14 protein-coding genes are annotated in these 15,875 nt (G+C 68.8%); 9 read left to right on the top strand and 5 right to left on the bottom strand.

Annotated elements, in window-relative coordinates; genetic code table 11:
* The first annotated feature begins 66 nt into the window (after nucleotides 1-66).
* From gap to pgi, 7 genes are all read left to right on the top strand, one after another.
* Entirely contained in the window at nucleotides 67-1,071 is a 1,005-nt protein-coding gene (gap, locus tag ABZ855_RS19175) for a type I glyceraldehyde-3-phosphate dehydrogenase (protein ID WP_360808242.1), read from the top strand.
* Nucleotides 1,072-1,200: 129 nt separating this feature from the next.
* Complete coding sequence (locus ABZ855_RS19170) at nucleotides 1,201-2,412, top strand: phosphoglycerate kinase (protein WP_360808240.1); 1,212 nt, start codon at nucleotides 1,201-1,203, stop codon at nucleotides 2,410-2,412.
* 8 nt (nucleotides 2,413-2,420) lie between these two features.
* Nucleotides 2,421-3,197: a triose-phosphate isomerase gene (gene tpiA / locus ABZ855_RS19165; RefSeq protein WP_360808238.1), complete on the top strand. Its 777-nt coding sequence runs from the start codon at nucleotides 2,421-2,423 to the stop codon at nucleotides 3,195-3,197.
* Between the two features lie 123 nt (nucleotides 3,198-3,320).
* On the top strand, nucleotides 3,321-3,557 hold the full coding sequence (gene secG / locus ABZ855_RS19160) for a preprotein translocase subunit SecG (protein WP_094052663.1): 237 nt from the start codon (nucleotides 3,321-3,323) through the stop codon (nucleotides 3,555-3,557).
* Nucleotides 3,558-3,801: 244 nt separating this feature from the next.
* Nucleotides 3,802-4,137, top strand: coding sequence for an RNA polymerase-binding protein RbpA (locus tag ABZ855_RS19155; RefSeq protein ID WP_078615979.1), 336 nt, complete (start codon nucleotides 3,802-3,804; stop codon nucleotides 4,135-4,137).
* Between the two features lie 133 nt (nucleotides 4,138-4,270).
* Entirely contained in the window at nucleotides 4,271-5,527 is a 1,257-nt protein-coding gene (locus ABZ855_RS19150; protein ID WP_360808235.1) for an MFS transporter, read from the top strand.
* Nucleotides 5,528-5,584: 57 nt separating this feature from the next.
* Complete coding sequence (gene pgi / locus ABZ855_RS19145; protein ID WP_360808233.1) at nucleotides 5,585-7,237, top strand: glucose-6-phosphate isomerase; 1,653 nt, start codon at nucleotides 5,585-5,587, stop codon at nucleotides 7,235-7,237.
* A 168-nt stretch (nucleotides 7,238-7,405) separates the two neighbouring features.
* Here pgi and pgl read toward each other — a convergent pair whose 3' ends face one another.
* Genes pgl through tkt form a run of 5 tightly spaced genes read right to left on the bottom strand, consistent with a single transcriptional unit; the run spans nucleotide 7,406 to nucleotide 14,021 of the window.
* Entirely contained in the window at nucleotides 7,406-8,191 is a 786-nt protein-coding gene (gene pgl / locus ABZ855_RS19140) for a 6-phosphogluconolactonase (RefSeq protein WP_360808232.1), read from the bottom strand.
* Nucleotides 8,188-9,234 carry a glucose-6-phosphate dehydrogenase assembly protein OpcA gene (gene opcA, locus ABZ855_RS19135; protein ID WP_360808230.1) on the bottom strand — a complete coding sequence of 349 codons (1,047 nt, stop codon included), beginning with the start codon at nucleotides 9,232-9,234 and terminating at the stop codon, nucleotides 8,188-8,190. Before opcA ends, pgl begins: the two co-directional genes overlap by 4 nt.
* Nucleotides 9,231-10,769, bottom strand: a complete 1,539-nt coding sequence (zwf, locus tag ABZ855_RS19130; RefSeq protein WP_360808228.1) for a glucose-6-phosphate dehydrogenase — start codon at nucleotides 10,767-10,769, stop codon at nucleotides 9,231-9,233. Before zwf ends, opcA begins: the two co-directional genes overlap by 4 nt.
* A 4-nt stretch (nucleotides 10,770-10,773) precedes the next feature.
* A complete protein-coding gene (gene tal, locus ABZ855_RS19125) occupies nucleotides 10,774-11,892 on the bottom strand; it encodes a transaldolase (protein ID WP_360808226.1) in 1,119 nt (372 codons plus the stop codon).
* 41 nt (nucleotides 11,893-11,933) lie between these two features.
* Nucleotides 11,934-14,021 carry a transketolase gene (gene tkt / locus ABZ855_RS19120; protein WP_360808224.1) on the bottom strand — a complete coding sequence of 696 codons (2,088 nt, stop codon included), beginning with the start codon at nucleotides 14,019-14,021 and terminating at the stop codon, nucleotides 11,934-11,936.
* Between the two features lie 358 nt (nucleotides 14,022-14,379).
* Here tkt and ABZ855_RS19115 point away from each other — a divergent pair, with 358 nt between their 5' ends.
* Nucleotides 14,380-15,333 (top strand): heme o synthase, encoded by a 954-nt coding sequence (locus tag ABZ855_RS19115; protein ID WP_360808422.1) that lies wholly within the window; start codon nucleotides 14,380-14,382, stop codon nucleotides 15,331-15,333.
* A 130-nt stretch (nucleotides 15,334-15,463) separates the two neighbouring features.
* Nucleotides 15,464-15,778, top strand: a complete 315-nt coding sequence (locus ABZ855_RS19110) for a hypothetical protein (RefSeq protein ID WP_360808222.1) — start codon at nucleotides 15,464-15,466, stop codon at nucleotides 15,776-15,778.
* The last annotated feature ends 97 nt before the right edge of the window (nucleotides 15,779-15,875 follow it).

Below are 15,875 nucleotides of genomic sequence, written 5' to 3'. Positions count from 1 at the left end.
GCGGTCGGGGACATCCCATACAACTCGCCGGCACGTGAGCCGGCGTACCAACGAGGAGATCGGTTCGTGACGATCCGCGTAGGCATCAACGGCTTTGGCCGCATCGGTCGTAACTACTTCCGCGCGCTGCTGGAGCAGGGTGCTGACATCGAGATCGTGGCTGTCAACGACCTGGGTGACACCGCGACCACCGCTCACCTGCTCAAGTACGACACCATCCTGGGCCGCCTCAAGGCCGAGGTGTCGCACACCGACGACACGATCACCGTCGACGGTCACACCATCAAGGTGCTCTCCGAGCGCGACCCGGCCGACATCCCGTGGGGTGAGCTGGGTGTCGACATCGTCATCGAGTCGACCGGCATCTTCACCAAGAAGGCCGACGCCGCGAAGCACATCGCCGGTGGCGCCAAGAAGGTGCTCATCTCGGCTCCGGCCTCGGACGAGGACATCACGATCGTCCTCGGCGTCAACGAGGAGAAGTACGACGCGGCCAACCACCACATCATCTCCAACGCCTCCTGCACCACCAACTGTGTGGCGCCGATGGCCAAGGTCCTGCTGGAGAACTTCGGCATCGTCTCGGGTCTGATGACCACGGTCCACGCCTACACCAGCGACCAGCGTCTGCAGGACTTCCCGCACAAGGACCTGCGTCGCGCCCGCGCCGCCGCCGAGAACATCATCCCGGCGAGCACCGGTGCGGCCAAGGCCCTCGGCGTGGTCATCCCGGAGCTGTCGGGCAAGCTCAACGGCATGGCGATGCGTGTGCCGGTCCCGACGGGATCCGTCACCGACCTGGTCGTCGAGACCGAGCGCGTGGTGACCAAGGAAGAGGTCAACGCCGCGTTCCAGAAGGCCGCCCAGGGCCAGCTGAAGGGCTACCTGGAGTACACCGAGGACGCGATCGTCTCCTCGGACATCGTCGGCTGGCCGGCCTCCTGCACCTTCGACGCCTCCCTGACCATGGTCCAGGGCAACAGCGTGAAGATCATCGGCTGGTACGACAACGAGTGGGGCTACTCCAACCGCCTCGTCGACCTCACGGTCTTCGTCGGCAACCAGCTCTGAGTACCGGAGCAGGCACTTCGATGTGAGCACAGGGCTCGGGCAACGCGACGCCGCGTAGCCCGAGCCCTGTGGCGTGTTGAACGATCCAGCCCCTCCCGGACCACAGAGCCCTCCCAAGGAGTCCCCCTCATGAAGACGATCGACGAACTCCTCGCCGAAGGAGTCGACGGCAAGCGGGTCTTCGTCCGCGCCGACCTGAACGTGCCGCTGGCCGACGGCGCCATCACCGACGACGGCCGCATCCGCGCCGTCCTGCCCACCGTCAAGGCCCTCGCGGACGCCGGCGCCAAGGTCGTCGTGGCCTCCCACCTCGGCCGCCCCAAGGGCGCCCCGGACCCTGTCTTCTCCCTGCGGCCCGCCGCCGAGCGCCTCGGTGAGCTCCTGGACGCCCCCGTGGCCTTCGCCCAGGACACCGTCGGCCCCGCCGCCCAGGACGCCGTGAACGGCCTCGAGGCCGGCCAGGTCGCCGTGCTCGAGAACCTGCGCTTCAACGCGGGCGAGACATCGAAGGACGACACCGAGCGCGGCGCCTTCGCCGACCAGCTCGCCGCCCTCGCCGACGTCTACGTGGGCGACGGCTTCGGCGCGGTGCACCGGGGGCACGCCTCGGTCCTCGACCTGCCGGCCCGGCTGCCGCACTACGCCGGCTACCTCATCGCCACCGAGGTCGGAGTCCTCAAGCAGCTCACCGAGGACGTCAAGCGGCCGTACGCCGTCGTGCTGGGCGGCGCCAAGGTCTCCGACAAGCTCGCCGTCATCGACCAGCTGCTCGGCAAGGCCGACCGCATCCTCATCGGCGGCGGCATGCTGTTCACCTTCCTCAAGGCCAAGGGCCACGAGATCGGTGCCTCCCTCGTCCAGGAGGACCAGCTTCCCGCCGTCAACGAGTACATCGAGCGCGCGGAGAAGAACGGCGTGGAGCTGATCCTCCCCGTCGACGTGCTGGTCGGCTCCTCGTTCCCGGACCTGAAGACCAAGGCTCCCGCGAACCCGACCACCGTCGCCGCCGACGCGATGCCCGCCGACCAGATGGGCCTGGACATCGGTCCGCGGTCCAGCCAGCTGTACGCCTCGAAGCTCGCCGACGCCGGCACCGTCTTCTGGAACGGTCCCATGGGCGTCTTCGAGCACCCCGACTACGCCGAGGGCACCAAGGCGGTCGCCCAGGCACTCCTCGACTCCCCGGCCTTCACGGTCGTCGGCGGTGGAGACTCCGCCGCCGCCGTGCGCATCCTGGGATTCGACGAGAACGCATTCGGCCACATCTCGACCGGCGGCGGCGCCTCCCTCGAATACCTCGAGGGCAAGACGCTCCCCGGCCTCGCCGCACTGGAAGGCTGACCCCGCACATGACCACTCGCACGCCGCTGATGGCGGGCAACTGGAAGATGAACCTCAACCACCTCGAGGCCATCGCCCACGTCCAGAAGCTCGCGTTCGCCCTCGCGGACAAGGACTACGAGGCCTGTGAGGTCGCGGTCCTGCCGCCCTTCACCGACCTCCGCTCGGTACAGACCCTGGTCGACGGCGACAAGCTGAAGATCAAGTACGGCGCCCAGGACATCTCCGCGCACGACACCGGCGCCTACACGGGCGAGATCTCCGGCCCGATGCTGGCCAAGCTCAAGTGCACCTATGTGGCGATCGGCCACTCCGAGCGCCGCCAGTACCACAACGAGACCGACGAACTCGTGAACACCAAGGTGAAGGCCGCCTACAAGCACGGCCTCACCCCCATCCTGTGCGTCGGCGAGGAGCTGGAGGTCCGCGAGGCGGGCAACCACGTCTCCCACACGCTCGCCCAGGTCGAGGGCGGCCTCAAGGACATCCCGGCCGAGCAGGCCGAGACCGTCGTCATCGCGTACGAGCCCGTCTGGGCCATCGGCACCGGCAAGGTCTGCGGCGCCGACGACGCCCAGGAGGTCTGCGGGGCGATCCGCGCGAAGCTCGCCGAGCTCTACTCCCAGGACGTCGCCGACGCCGTGCGCATTCAGTACGGCGGCTCGGTGAAATCCGGGAACGTCGCCGAGATCATGGCGAAGCCCGACATCGACGGCGCACTGGTCGGCGGTGCCTCCCTCGACGCCGACGAGTTCGTCAAGATCGTTCGGTTCCGCGACCAGTGAGTATGCGCTAGCGGAGATCCGTCGTACCCTGGCGGGGCCGAAACTAGTATTTGGTGCGCCCAGCGTTCCGAACGGGAGTTTCGGCCCCGTCGTCCATCAGAATCCGAGGAAGTTGGTCCAGCCGTGGTTTTGGGGTTCTCGATCGCCCTGATCGTCTTCAGCCTGCTGCTGATGCTGCTGGTGCTGATGCACAAGGGGAAGGGCGGCGGCCTCTCCGACATGTTCGGTGGCGGCATGCAGTCGTCCGTCGGCGGCTCCTCGGTCGCCGAGCGCAACCTCGACCGCATCACCGTGGTGATCGGTCTCCTGTGGTTCGCGTGCATCGTCGTACTCGGCATCCTGATGAAGGTGAACAACTGATCAGCGGCTGACACCGGTCGTCAAATACCGGTACGACAGCACATTACGCACGCACATTCCGCACGTAAGGCCCCATGTTCGGTACGCCCCGCCAGGGGCGGCCTATCATGGGGCTTGCGTCTTGGTGCAGGGCCTGTAACTCCAAGCACTGGACGCGCGTTGGGCCTTACGTAGACTGAGGCGCTCGCAACGAAGCGAAAACGTCGACTCGCTTCGCGGCACCATTACGCAGGGAGTTACGACCGTGGCAAGTGGCAACGCGATCCGAGGAAGCCGGGTCGGGGCGGGGCCGATGGGCGAGGCCGAGCGTGGCGAGTCCGCGCCGCGTCTGCGCATCTCCTTCTGGTGCTCCAACGGACACGAAACGGTGCCCAGCTTCGCCAGCGACGCGCAGGTTCCCGAGACCTGGGACTGCCCGCGCTGCGGCTTTCCCGCCGGACAGGACCGGGACAACCCGCCGGACCCGCCGCGCACCGAGCCGTACAAGACGCACCTCGCGTACGTACGTGAGCGGCGCAGCGACGCGGACGGCGAGGCGATCCTCGCCGAGGCGCTCGCCAAACTGCGGGGCGAGATCTAGGAGTTGACGGCCGGCCAGGCACCGACAGGTGCCTGGCCGGAGCCGTCTGACGGGATGTCGCCCAGCGGCTCCCCGGCCGATTGTCAGTGGTGCCCTCTACGGTTTGTGAATCGGCGAACCGAGAGGGGGAGTGGTGACGACGGTCGAGACGGCGGGAACGCGTGCGCCAGCATGGCGCGGGGGATTCGGACGGCTGTGGAGCGCCGCCGTACTCTCCAGCTTCGGCGACGCGTTGCGCACGGCCGCGCTGCCCCTGCTCGCCACGACACTCACCGACAAGCCCCTGCTCATCGCCTCCGTGACGGCCTGCGGCTATCTGCCCTGGCTCGTCTTCGGACTGCTCGGCGGGGCCGTCGCCGACCGCGTCGACCAGCGGCGCGCCATGTGGACGGTGGATGCGGTACGAGGGCTGCTGGTCGCCTGCTTCGCCGTGGCCGTCGGCCTCGGGCATGCCTCGATCGGCCTGCTCATCGCCCTCACCTTCGCGTTGACCACACTCCAGACCCTCTTCGACAACGCCTCGACCGCCCTGCTGCCGGCCCTGGTCGACAAGGAGGCGCTCGGTGGCGCCAACGCCCGCCTGATGACCGGTCAGCGCGTCGCCGGTGGTCTGTTGGCCGGGCCGCTGGTGCCTGTGCTGCTCGTGCTGGGCGCGGCCGGCCCCTTCGCGGCAGACGCCGTCACCTTCCTGGTCGGGGCGGTCCTGGTCGCCTCGCTGCGGTCCGACGTGCCCGTGCGAGCGCCGAGACCGGCCGGGAGTACCTTGCGGGGCGAGATCGCGGCCGGCCTGCGCACCCTGTGGCACGACGGTCCGCTGCGCGGCCTGTGCGCGGCCACGGCCCTGTGCAATGTGGGCATGGGCGCCCTCATCGCCACGATGGTGCTGCTGGTGACGCGGTGGCTGGACGCGGGCAACGGGGGATACGCGGCGGCGATGACCGCGTACACCGTCGGCAGCCTCGCCGGCGGCGTGCTGAACGGGCGGCTCGTGGACCGACTCGGGCGGATACGCGCCGTGCTGCTCGCCGGTACGGTGCAGATCTGCGCGCTGGTCGTCATGGGCTCGGTGCGCAGCCTGACCGTACTGGTCGGCGCCCTGGCGGTGTTCGGGCTCATGGGGATGGTGTGGAACGTCAACACGACGACCCTGATGCAGCGCCGCAGCCCCGCCGCGATGCTGGGCCGGGTCAGCTCGGCCTTTCGCACACTGGCGGTTGCCGGGGCCCCGCTGGGCGCGTTGCTGGGCGGAGCCGTCGCGACGGCGTGGGGACTCAACACGCCGTCGCTGCTCGCCGCCGCCTTCTTCGTCCTGGCGGTCATCGCACTGATACCGGCGCTGAAGTCCGACGTATCTGTAGACGTATCTGCAGGCGTATCACCCACGCGCTGATCAATTAGGTTGGGACCGGCAGCGGGGGCCCAGGCACGAAAGAGGCGGAAGTCCGAGATGAACGCAGACAGCCGTGGCAGGCTCAACCAGACGCCCGAGTGGACGGCTCTGGCCAAGCACCGTGAGGAACTGGCGGACACCCATCTGCGGGAGCTGTTCGCGGCCGACACCGGTCGCGGTACCGGGTACACACTCCAGGTCGGTGATCTGCACATCGACTACTCCAAGCACCTCGTCACCGACGAGACGCTGCGGCTGCTGCGCGAGCTGGCCGCGGCGACGGACGTGTTCGGGCTGCGGGACGCCATGTTCAGCGGCGAGAAGATCAACACGACCGAGGACCGCGCGGTCCTGCACACCGCGCTGCGGGCCCCGCGGGGTGCGGTGATCGAGGTCGACGGCGAGAACGTTGTACCGGCCGTGCACGCGGTCCTCGACAGGATGGCCGCCTTCGCGGACAAGGTGCGCTCGGGCGAGTGGACCGGGCACACCGGGCGGCGCATCAAGAACGTCGTCAACATCGGCATCGGAGGCTCGGACCTCGGTCCCGCGATGGCCTACGAGGCTCTGCGGGCGTTCACGGCACGGGAGTTGACGTTCCGGTTCGTGTCGAACGTCGACGGTGCGGACCTGCACGAGGCCGTGCGGGACCTGGATCCGGCGGAGACGCTGTTCATCGTCGCGTCGAAGACGTTCACCACCATCGAGACGATCACCAACGCGACCTCGGCCCGGTCGTGGCTGCTGGCGGGGCTGGGCGGCGACGACAAGGCGGTCGCCAAGCACTTCGTGGCGCTGTCGACGAACTCCGGGAAGGTCGCCGATTTCGGGATCGACACGGCGAACATGTTCGAGTTCTGGGACTGGGTCGGCGGGCGGTACTCGTACGACTCGGCGATCGGGCTGTCGCTGATGATCGCGATCGGCCCTGAGCGGTTCCGGGAGATGCTGGACGGGTTCGCGCTGGTCGACGAGCACTTCCGGACGGCTCCGGCGGAGGACAACGCGCCACTGCTGCTGGGGCTGTTGGGGATCTGGTACGGGAACTTCTTCGGTGCGCAGTCGCATGCCGTGCTGCCCTACTCGCACTATCTGTCCAAGTTCACCGCCTACTTGCAGCAGCTGGACATGGAGTCCAACGGCAAGTCGGTCGGGCGGGACGGGCTGCCGGTGGAGTGGGAGACCGGGCCCGTGGTGTGGGGTACGCCGGGGACGAACGGGCAGCACGCGTATTACCAGTTGATCCACCAGGGGACGAAGGTCATTCCGGCGGACTTCATCGGGTTCGCGGAGCCGGTGGGGGAGTTGAGCGAGGGGCTCAAGGGGCAGCACGATCTTTTGATGGCCAACTTCTTCGCGCAGACGCAGGCGTTGGCCTTCGGGAAGACGCCGGAGGAGGTGCGGGCGGAGGGGGTGCCGGAGGAGTTGGTCGCGCACAAGACGTTTCGGGGGAACCATCCGACGACCACGGTGTTGGCGCGGGGGTTGACGCCGTCTGTGTTGGGGCAGTTGATCGCGCTCTATGAGCACAAGGTGTTCGTGCAGGGGGCTGTGTGGAACATCGACTCGTTCGACCAGTGGGGGGTTGAGTTGGGGAAGGTGCTGGCCAAGCGGGTTGAGCCGGCGTTGACGGAGGGGGTGGGGGTGGTGGGGCTGGATGCGTCCACTGTGGCGCTGGTTGCCAAGTACCGGGCGTTGCGGGGGAGGTAGGGGGTTTGGGGGCTTGTTTCGCCCCCGCCGCCCCTACCCGTCCCCTCCCTGGGGGCTGCCGCCCCCAGACCACCGCTACGGCCCTGAACGGGCCTTGTCCTCAAACTCCCCCAGAGGGGGGACCCCCAGACGGGCTGGAATGCCGGCCGCGTCCGGCGTTTGTGGTGATCAGGGTGATGCCGGGGGATACAGGCTTCTCGGGAGTTGGGAGGCTGCCGGGGTGTCCAGTAGCCACAGGGTGCGTTGTCTGCCGTATGCGCCTGCCGCCGGGGCCTGGATCTCGCCTGCGCCCGACAGGGCTATCGCCGCCGCGCCCGCCTTGTCCTCGCCCGCTGCCAGCAGCCATACCTCGCGGGCCGCGCGGATCGCCGGGAGGGTGAGGGTGACCCGGGTCGGTGGGGGCTTCGGGGCGCCGTGGACGCCTACCACCGTGCGGTCCGTCTCCCGGACCGCGGGCAGCTCCGGGAAGAGCGACGCCACATGGGTGTCCGGGCCCACGCCCAGCATCAGGACGTCGAACGTGGGGACCTGGCCGTGCGACTCGGGGGCCGCCGCCTTGGCCAGTTCCGCCGCGTACCCCTCCGCCGCCGCGTCCACGTCGGAGCCGTACGGGCCGTCCGACGCGGGCATGGCGTGGACGCGGGCCGGGTCCAGCGGCACCGCGTCCAGCAGTGCCGCCTTCGCCTGGGTGACGTTGCGGTCCGGGTCGCCCTCGGGCAGGAAGCGTTCGTCGCCCCACCACAGGTCGAGCCGGGCCCAGTCGATGGCGTCCCGGGCGGGCGCGCCGGCCAGGGCGGCCAGCAGGCCGTTGCCGTTGCGGCCGCCCGTGAGGACCACCGACGCCGAGCCCCGCGAGGCCTGCGCGTCCACGATCTTCGTGATCAGGCGGGCCGCGGCGGCCTCCGCCATCAGCTCCTTGTCCCGGTGGACGACGAGCTGCGGTGCCGTGCTCACTTCGCGGTCACCTTCTTCACCGGCATCAGAGCCGGGGTCGCCCTGTCCGCCGGTTCCAGTGCCGACGCAGAGGAAGGAGCTGGAGCCGGGGCCGGGGCCGGCGGCTCGGGTGTCGACGGGCCGGCCAGTCGCTCCACCCCGTACCGCAGGGCCGAGGCGTAGGTGTCGTCCGGGTCCAGGCGGCGCAGCTCCTCCGCCATCAGCTCCGCCGTCTCACGGCGCTTGAGCGCCACCGCGCGGTCCGGCTGGCCCTGGATGGAAAGCGTCGCCAGGGAGCCGTCGGCGCGGTCGAGGGTGATGGGGCCCGTGCTCGTCCGCATCCGGACCGCCGTCAGACCCGGGCCCGAGGACAGGGAGCGCTTCACCGGCACGTCCAGCCGGTCCGCCAGCCACATCGCCAGCAGCTCGCAGCTCGGGTTGAACTCCTCGCCCTCCACCTCGACCGCGTCCACCTTGCAGGTGACCTGGTCCAGGGCGGCGGCCAGCATCGACCGCCACGGGGTGATCCGGGTCCAGGACAGGTCCGTGTCCCCCGGGGTGTAGGCGTCCGCACGCACCGCGAGCTCCCGTACGGGCTGCTCGGCCGCGTACGTGTCCGTCACCCTGCGCTGTGCCAGCGCGCCCAGCGGGTCCTTCGCCGGGTCCAGCGGGGCGTTCACCGGCCACCACACGACCACCGGGGCGTCCGGCAGCAGCAGCGGCAGGACCACCGAGTCGGCGTGGTCGACGACCTCGCCGTACAGCCGCAGGACGACCGTCTCGCCGGAGCCCGCGTCCGCGCCCACCCTGACCTCGGCGTCCAGACGGGACGTCGTACGGTCGCGAGGGGAGCGGGAGACGCGCTTGACGACGACCAGGGTGCGCGAGGGGTGCTCGAGCGAGGCGTCGTTCGCCGCCTTCAGGGCGTCGTACGCGTTCTCCTCGTCGGTGACGATGACGAGGGTGAGGACCATGCCGACGGCAGGGGTGCCGATGGCCCTGCGACCCTGCACCAGCGCCTTGTTGACCTTGCTGGCCGTGGTGTCCGTGAGGTCTATCTTCATGGGCGCCGCCAGCTCCGTCCGTCTCGTTCGAGCATTTCGTCCGCCTCGACGGGGCCCCACGTGCCCGAGGGGTACTGCGCGGGCTTGCCGTGCTTGTCCCAGTACTCCTCGATCGGGTCGAGGATCCGCCAGGACAGCTCGACCTCCTCGGTGCGCGGGAAGAGGTTGGAGTCCCCGAGGAGGACGTCCAGGATCAGGCGCTCGTACGCCTCCGGGCTCGACTCCGTGAACGACTCGCCGTACGCGAAGTCCATGGACACGTCCCGGATCTCCATCGAGGTGCCGGGCACCTTGGAGCCGAAGCGGACCGTGATGCCCTCGTCGGGCTGGACGCGGATGACGATCGCGTTCTGGCCCAGCTCCTCCGTCGCCGTGTGGTCGAAGGGAGAGTGGGGCGCCCGCTGGAAGACCACCGCGATCTCCGTGACACGGCGGCCGAGGCGCTTGCCGGTGCGCAGGTAGAAGGGGACGCCCGCCCAGCGGCGGTTGTCCACCTCGACCTTGATCGCCGCGTAGGTGTCGGTCTTCGACTTGGGGTCGATACCGTCTTCCTGGAGGTAGCCGATGGCCTTCTCGCCACCCTGCCAGCCCGCCGCGTACTGCCCGCGGACCGTGTCCTTGCCCAGGTCCTGCGGCAGCTTGACCGCCCCGAGGACCTTGGTCTTCTCGGCGGCCAGCGCGTCCGCGTCGAACGAGGACGGCTCCTCCATGGCCGTGAGGGCCATCAGCTGGAGAAGGTGGTTCTGGATGACGTCACGGGCCGCGCCGATGCCGTCGTAGTAGCCGGCCCGGCCGCCGATGCCGATGTCCTCGGCCATCGTGATCTGTACATGGTCCACGAAGGACCGGTTCCAGATCGGCTCGAACATCTGGTTGGCGAAGCGGAGCGCCAGGATGTTCTGGACGGTCTCCTTGCCGAGGTAGTGGTCGATCCGGAAGACCTGGTCCGGGGCGAAGACCTCCTCGACGGTCGTGTTGAGCTCCTCGGCCGACGCGAGGTCGTGACCGAAGGGCTTCTCGATGACCGCGCGCCGCCAGGAACCGTTGTCCTGGTCCGCCAGACCGTGCTTCTTCAGCTGCTTGATGACCACCGGGAACGCGGACGGCGGCACGGAGAGGTAGAAGGCGAAGTTGCCGCCCGTCCCCTGCGCCTTGTCCAGCTCCTGGATCGTCGAACGCAGCCGCTCGAACGACTCGTCGTCGTCGAAGGTGCCCTGGACGAAACGCATCCCCTGGATGAGCTGCTGCCAGACCTCCTCCCGGAACGGCGTACGGGCGTGCTCCTTGACGGCGTCGTGGACCTCGGCCGCGAAGTCCTCGTCCGCCCACTCGCGCCGGGCGAAGCCGACGAGGGAGAAGCCCGGTGGCAGCAACCCGCGGTTGGCGAGGTCGTACACCGCGGGCATCAGCTTCTTGCGTGACAGGTCGCCGGTGACCCCGAAGATGACCAGGCCCGACGGCCCCGCGATACGCGGGAGCCGTCGGTCTGCGGGATCACGAAGCGGGTTCGCTCCGGAACCGGAAAGAGGAGGCAAGGTTTCAGCCCTCCGAGGGGGCGAGGCGTGCCAGTTCCGCCTCTGTCGACTTGAGCAGGTCGTTCCAGGACGCCTCGAACTTCTCGACGCCCTCGTCCTCGAGCAGCTGGACCACTTCGTCGTACGAGATGCCGAGCTTCTCGACCGCGTCGAGCTCCGCGCGGGCCTGCTCGTACGTACCGGCGATGGTGTTGCCGGTGATCTGTCCGTGGTCCTCGGTGGCGAACAGGGTCGCCTCCGGCATGGTGTTCACCGTGTTCGGCGCGACCAGGTCGTCGACGTACAGGGTGTCCTTGTACGCCTTGTCCTTGACGCCGGTCGAGGCCCACAGCGGACGCTGCTTGTTGGCCTGCGCCTTGTCGAGGGCCGCCCAGCGCTCCGAGCCGAAGACCTCCTCGTACGCCTGGTAGGCGAGGCGCGCGTTGGCCAGACCGGCCTTGCCGCGGGCGGCCTTGGCCTCGTCGGTGCCCAGCGCGTCGATCCGCTTGTCGATCTCGGTGTCCACGCGGGACACGAAGAAGGACGCCACGGAGTGGATCTTCGACAGGTCCAGGCCGCGCTCCTTGGCCTTCTCCAGGCCCGCCAGGTAGGCGTCCATCACCTTGCGGTAGCGCTCCAGCGAGAAGATCAGCGTGACGTTGACGCTGATCCCGAGGCCGATGACCTCGGTGATCGCCGGGAGACCCGCCTCGGTGGCCGGGATCTTGATGAGTGTGTTCGGCCGGTCCACCAGCCAGGCCAGCTGCTTGGCCTCGGCGACCGTCGAGAGGGTGTTGTGGGCGAGACGGGGGTCGACCTCGATCGACACCCGGCCGTCCTGGCCCTGCGTCGCGTCGAAGACCGGACGCAGGATGTCGGCGGCGTCACGGACGTCCGCCGTCGTGATCATGCGGATCGCCTCTTCGACGGTGACCTTGCGGGCGGCGAGCTCGGTGAGCTGCGGCTCGTAGCCGTCACCGCTGCTGATCGCCTTCTGGAAGATCGACGGGTTGGTCGTGACGCCCACCACGTGCTGCTGGTCGATCAGCTCGGCGAGGTTGCCGGAGGTGATCCGCTGGCGCGACAGGTCGTCCAGCCAGATCGCCACGCCTTCCTCGGAGAGGCGCTTGAGTGCGTCTGTCATGGAAAATGCATCTCCTACGTGTCGTTGTGTCAGCGTCAGCGTCAGCGCTGGGCTGCGGCGATCGATTCCCGCGCAACCGCGGCCACGTTCTCGGCAGTGAAGCCGAACTCCTCGAAGAGGACCTTGCCGTCGGCCGACGCGCCGAAGTGCTCCAGGGAAACGATGCGACCCGCGTCCCCGACGTACTTGTGCCACGTGAGACCGATACCGGCCTCGACCGCGACCCGCGCCTTGACGGACGGGAGCAGAACGCTCTCCCGGTACCCCTGGTCCTGCTCCTCGAACCACTCCACGGACGGCATCGACACGACCCGCGTCGGCACACCCTCCGCCTGCAGCCGCTCACGGGCGCCGACGGCCACATGGACCTCGGAACCGGTGGCGATGAGGATGACCTCGGGCGAGCCGCCCTCGGCCTCGAAGAGCACGTAACCGCCCTTCGCCGCATCCTCGTTGACCTCGTACGTCGGCACGCCCTGGCGGGTCAGCGCCAGACCGTGCGGGGCGCCCTTGCCGAAGACCTTCGTCCAGCGGCGGAGAATCTCGCGCCAGGCGATGGCCGTCTCGTTGGCGTCGGCCGGGCGCACGATGTTCAGGCCCGGGATCGCGCGCAGGGAGGCCAGGTGCTCGACCGGCTGGTGCGTCGGGCCGTCCTCGCCGAGGCCGATGGAGTCGTGCGTCCACACGTACGTCACCGGCACGTGCATCAGCGCGGACAGCCGTACCGCGTTGCGCATGTAGTCGGAGAAGACGAGGAAAGTACCGCCGTAGACACGGGTGTTGCCGTGCAGGGCGATGCCGTTCATCTCGGCGGCCATCGAGTGCTCGCGGATCCCGAAGTGGATCGTGCGGCCGTAAGGGTCCGCCTCCGGCAGCGGGTTGTCCGCCGGGAGGAAGGAGGACGTCTTGTCGATGGTCGTGTTGTTCGAGCCGGCCAGGTCGGCCGAGCCGCCCCACAGCTCCGGGATGACCGCGCCGAGCGCCTGCAGGACCTTGCCGGACGCGGCACGCGTGGCGACACCCTTGCCCGCCTCGAAGACCGGGAGCTTCTCCTCCCAGCCCTTGGGCAGCTCACCCGCGGCGATGCGGTCGAACTCGGCGGCGCGCTCGGCGTTGTTGTCGCGCCACTCCTGGAACGACTTCTCCCACTCCGCCTTGGCCTGACGGCCGCGCTCCAGCGCCTCGCGGGTGTGGCTCAGGACGGCGTCCGAGACCTCGAAGGACTGCTCGGGGTCGAAGCCGAGGACCCGCTTGGTGGCCGCGACCTCGTCGTCACCGAGCGCCGAGCCGTGGGCCGCCTCGGTGTTCTGCGCGTTCGGAGCCGGCCAGGCGATGATCGAGCGCATCGCGATGAACGACGGCTTGTCCGTCACCTTCTTCGCGGCCTGCACCGCGTTGTAGATGGCGTGCGGGTCGAGGTCGCCGTCCGGCTTCGGGGCGATCCGCTGAACGTGCCAGCCGTACGCCTCGTAGCGCTTGACGACGTCCTCGGAGACGGCGGTCTCGGTGTCGCCCTCGATCGAGATGTGGTTGTCGTCCCACAGCAGGACCAGGTTGCCGAGCTTCTGGTGGCCGGCCAGCGAGGACGCCTCCGCGGAGATGCCCTCCTGGAGGCAGCCGTCACCGGCGATCGCGAAGATGAAGTGGTCGAACGGGGACTCCCCTTCGGGGGCCTCCGGGTCGAACAGACCACGCTCGTAGCGGGCGGCCATCGCCATGCCCACGGCGTTGGCGACACCCTGGCCGAGCGGGCCGGTCGTCGTCTCGACGCCCGTCGTGTGCCCGTACTCCGGGTGGCCGGGGGTCTTGGAGCCCCACGTCCGAAACGCCTTCAGATCGTCCAGCTCCAGGCCGAAACCGGCCAGGTAGAGCTGGGTGTAGAGGGTCAGGGACGAGTGGCCGGCGGACAGCACGAAACGGTCGCGCCCGACCCAGTCGGCGTCCGCCGGGTCGTGCCGCATCACCTTCTGGAAGAGGGTGTACGCGGCGGGGGCCAGGCTCATCGCCGTACCGGGATGGCCGTTGCCGACCTTCTGTACGGCATCGGCGGCCAGGACGCGGGCGGTGTCGACGGCCCGCTGGTCCAACTCGGTCCACTCGAGGTCTGTGGTGGTCGGCTTGGTGCTCACCCTGGGTCAGGGCTCCTCTCCACATGTCTAATGCCGGCTTCCGCGGTGTCCACCGGCTGCCGAAGGCTGACACCCTCGGCCTTTGTCGAGCCTACCCTCGGAAGAACGTGCCGTATTTCAGTCATTCCAGACTGCCGGGACCGCATCTCGTCCGCCTCCCGACCACTGCCGGACTGCAATACGAACCAGGTCGTCCCAGCGCTCAATCGAGCCCCGTCACGCCCGTCACAAAGCACGCCCCAACACGACCCCACCCCCGCGAAGGGCGGGGTCTGGGCAACGTCTAGAGTGGCGTGGTAAGCGCGAGCCTCTACCGGGACTTCACAGCCGGGGGCTTGTTGGAATGTCTCTGTCAGGGGTGTGCGTGACGGCCGTTGAATCCCGTCCAGCGGGGATTATCGGGACGAGCCAGAACCCGAGCCGACGGCCGTTCGGGGCCCGGGTCATGGCGTTCGTAGCTCTCACGAAGCCGCGGATCATCGAGCTGCTGCTCATCACCACCGTTCCGGTGATGTTCCTGGCGGAGCAGGGTGTACCGGACCTGGGACTGGTCCTCCTCACCTGCCTCGGCGGCTACCTCTCCGCGGGCGGCGCCAACGCGCTCAACATGTACATCGACCGTGACATCGACGCGCTCATGGACCGCACGTCGCAGCGCCCCCTGGTCACCGGCATGGTCAGCCCGCGGGAGTGCCTGGCCTTCGGCATCACCCTCGCCGTCGCCGCCACCCTCCTCTTCGGCCTCACGGTCAACTGGCTGTCGGCCTGGCTGTCGCTGGGCGCGCTCCTCTTCTACGTGGTCATTTACACGATGATCCTCAAGCGGCGTACGTCGCAGAACATCGTGTGGGGCGGCATCGCGGGCTGCATGCCGGTCCTCATCGGCTGGTCCGCCGTCACGAACTCGCTCTCCTGGGCGCCGCTCATCCTCTTCCTGGTCATCTTCTTCTGGACGCCGCCGCACTACTGGCCGCTGTCGATGAAGGTGAAGGAGGACTACGCGCGCGTGGGCGTGCCGATGCTGCCGGTCATCGCCTCCAACAAGACGGTCGCGCGGCAGATCGTGGCGTACAGCTGGGCGATGGTGTTCGTCTCGCTGCTGCTCACTCCGTTGGGTTACACCGGCTGGTTCTACACCCTGGTCGCGCTCGCGGCGGGCGGTTGGTGGCTGTGGGAGGCGCACGGGTTGCAGAACCGGGCGAAGGCGGAGGTGACGGGTGGGAAGCTGAAGGAGATGCGGCTGTTCCACTGGTCGATCACCTATGTTTCGCTGCTGTTTGTGGCTGTGGCTGTGGATCCGTTTTTGCGGTGATGCGTTCGTAGTCGGCTGCGGGCCGGTGGGGGCTGGTCGCGCAGTTCCCCGCGCCCCTAAAAGCGGTTCGTGGCCAAGGCCACTTGCCCTGGCGTCGCCAGGTGATCTACCCGTCGGTAGCATCCTGCGTATGGGAGATACGCAGGAGCGCAGGGTGGTCAAGCTCGTCAAGCAGATCGACGGGTTCGCCAAGCAGCACGGTGGTGCCGAGGGGCAGGTGGCGTACATCGGGGAGCGCGGTGCCCGGATCGTGCTCGTCGGTGAGGACGGTGGCTGGGGCGACCTCGTCGCCCCCACGTACGACATCGCCCGGCAGGCCGTCGAGAAGGCCGGCATCACCGTCCACGAGGACTTCGACGGCGAGTTCGCCGCCAAGGTGACCACCGGCCCGTACGAGTGGACCCGCATGGCGGGGATTCAGGTGGGCGGGCCGAGCAACCGCTGAGGCGCGGGGAGGTGGCCGGACGGCGCCGGTCATTCCCACGGGGTGTGCGCGAGCAGCACCCGATGGTCGGTTCACCCGTTAGGACCTTGGGAACACA

The sequence above is a fragment of the Streptomyces sp. NPDC047042 genome (assembly GCF_040644035.1).
In the GTDB taxonomy this organism is placed as follows: domain Bacteria; phylum Actinomycetota; class Actinomycetes; order Streptomycetales; family Streptomycetaceae; genus Streptomyces.
This window is presented reverse-complemented; position numbering and strand designations above follow the sequence as displayed.

What these genes read in the sequence shown, in the direction of transcription:
- tal (WP_360808226.1), bottom strand. Translation starts at nt 11,892, where the DNA reads ATGACAGACGCACTCAAGCGCCTCTCCGAGGAAGGCGTGGCGATCTGG.
- ABZ855_RS19170 (WP_360808240.1), top strand. Translation starts at nt 1,201, where the DNA reads ATGAAGACGATCGACGAACTCCTCGCCGAAGGAGTCGACGGCAAGCGG.
- opcA (WP_360808230.1), bottom strand. Translation starts at nt 9,234, where the DNA reads ATGAAGATAGACCTCACGGACACCACGGCCAGCAAGGTCAACAAGGCG.
- pgi (WP_360808233.1), top strand. Translation starts at nt 5,585, where the DNA reads ATGAACGCAGACAGCCGTGGCAGGCTCAACCAGACGCCCGAGTGGACG.
- tpiA (WP_360808238.1), top strand. Translation starts at nt 2,421, where the DNA reads ATGACCACTCGCACGCCGCTGATGGCGGGCAACTGGAAGATGAACCTC.
- ABZ855_RS19110 (WP_360808222.1), top strand. Translation starts at nt 15,464, where the DNA reads ATGGGAGATACGCAGGAGCGCAGGGTGGTCAAGCTCGTCAAGCAGATC.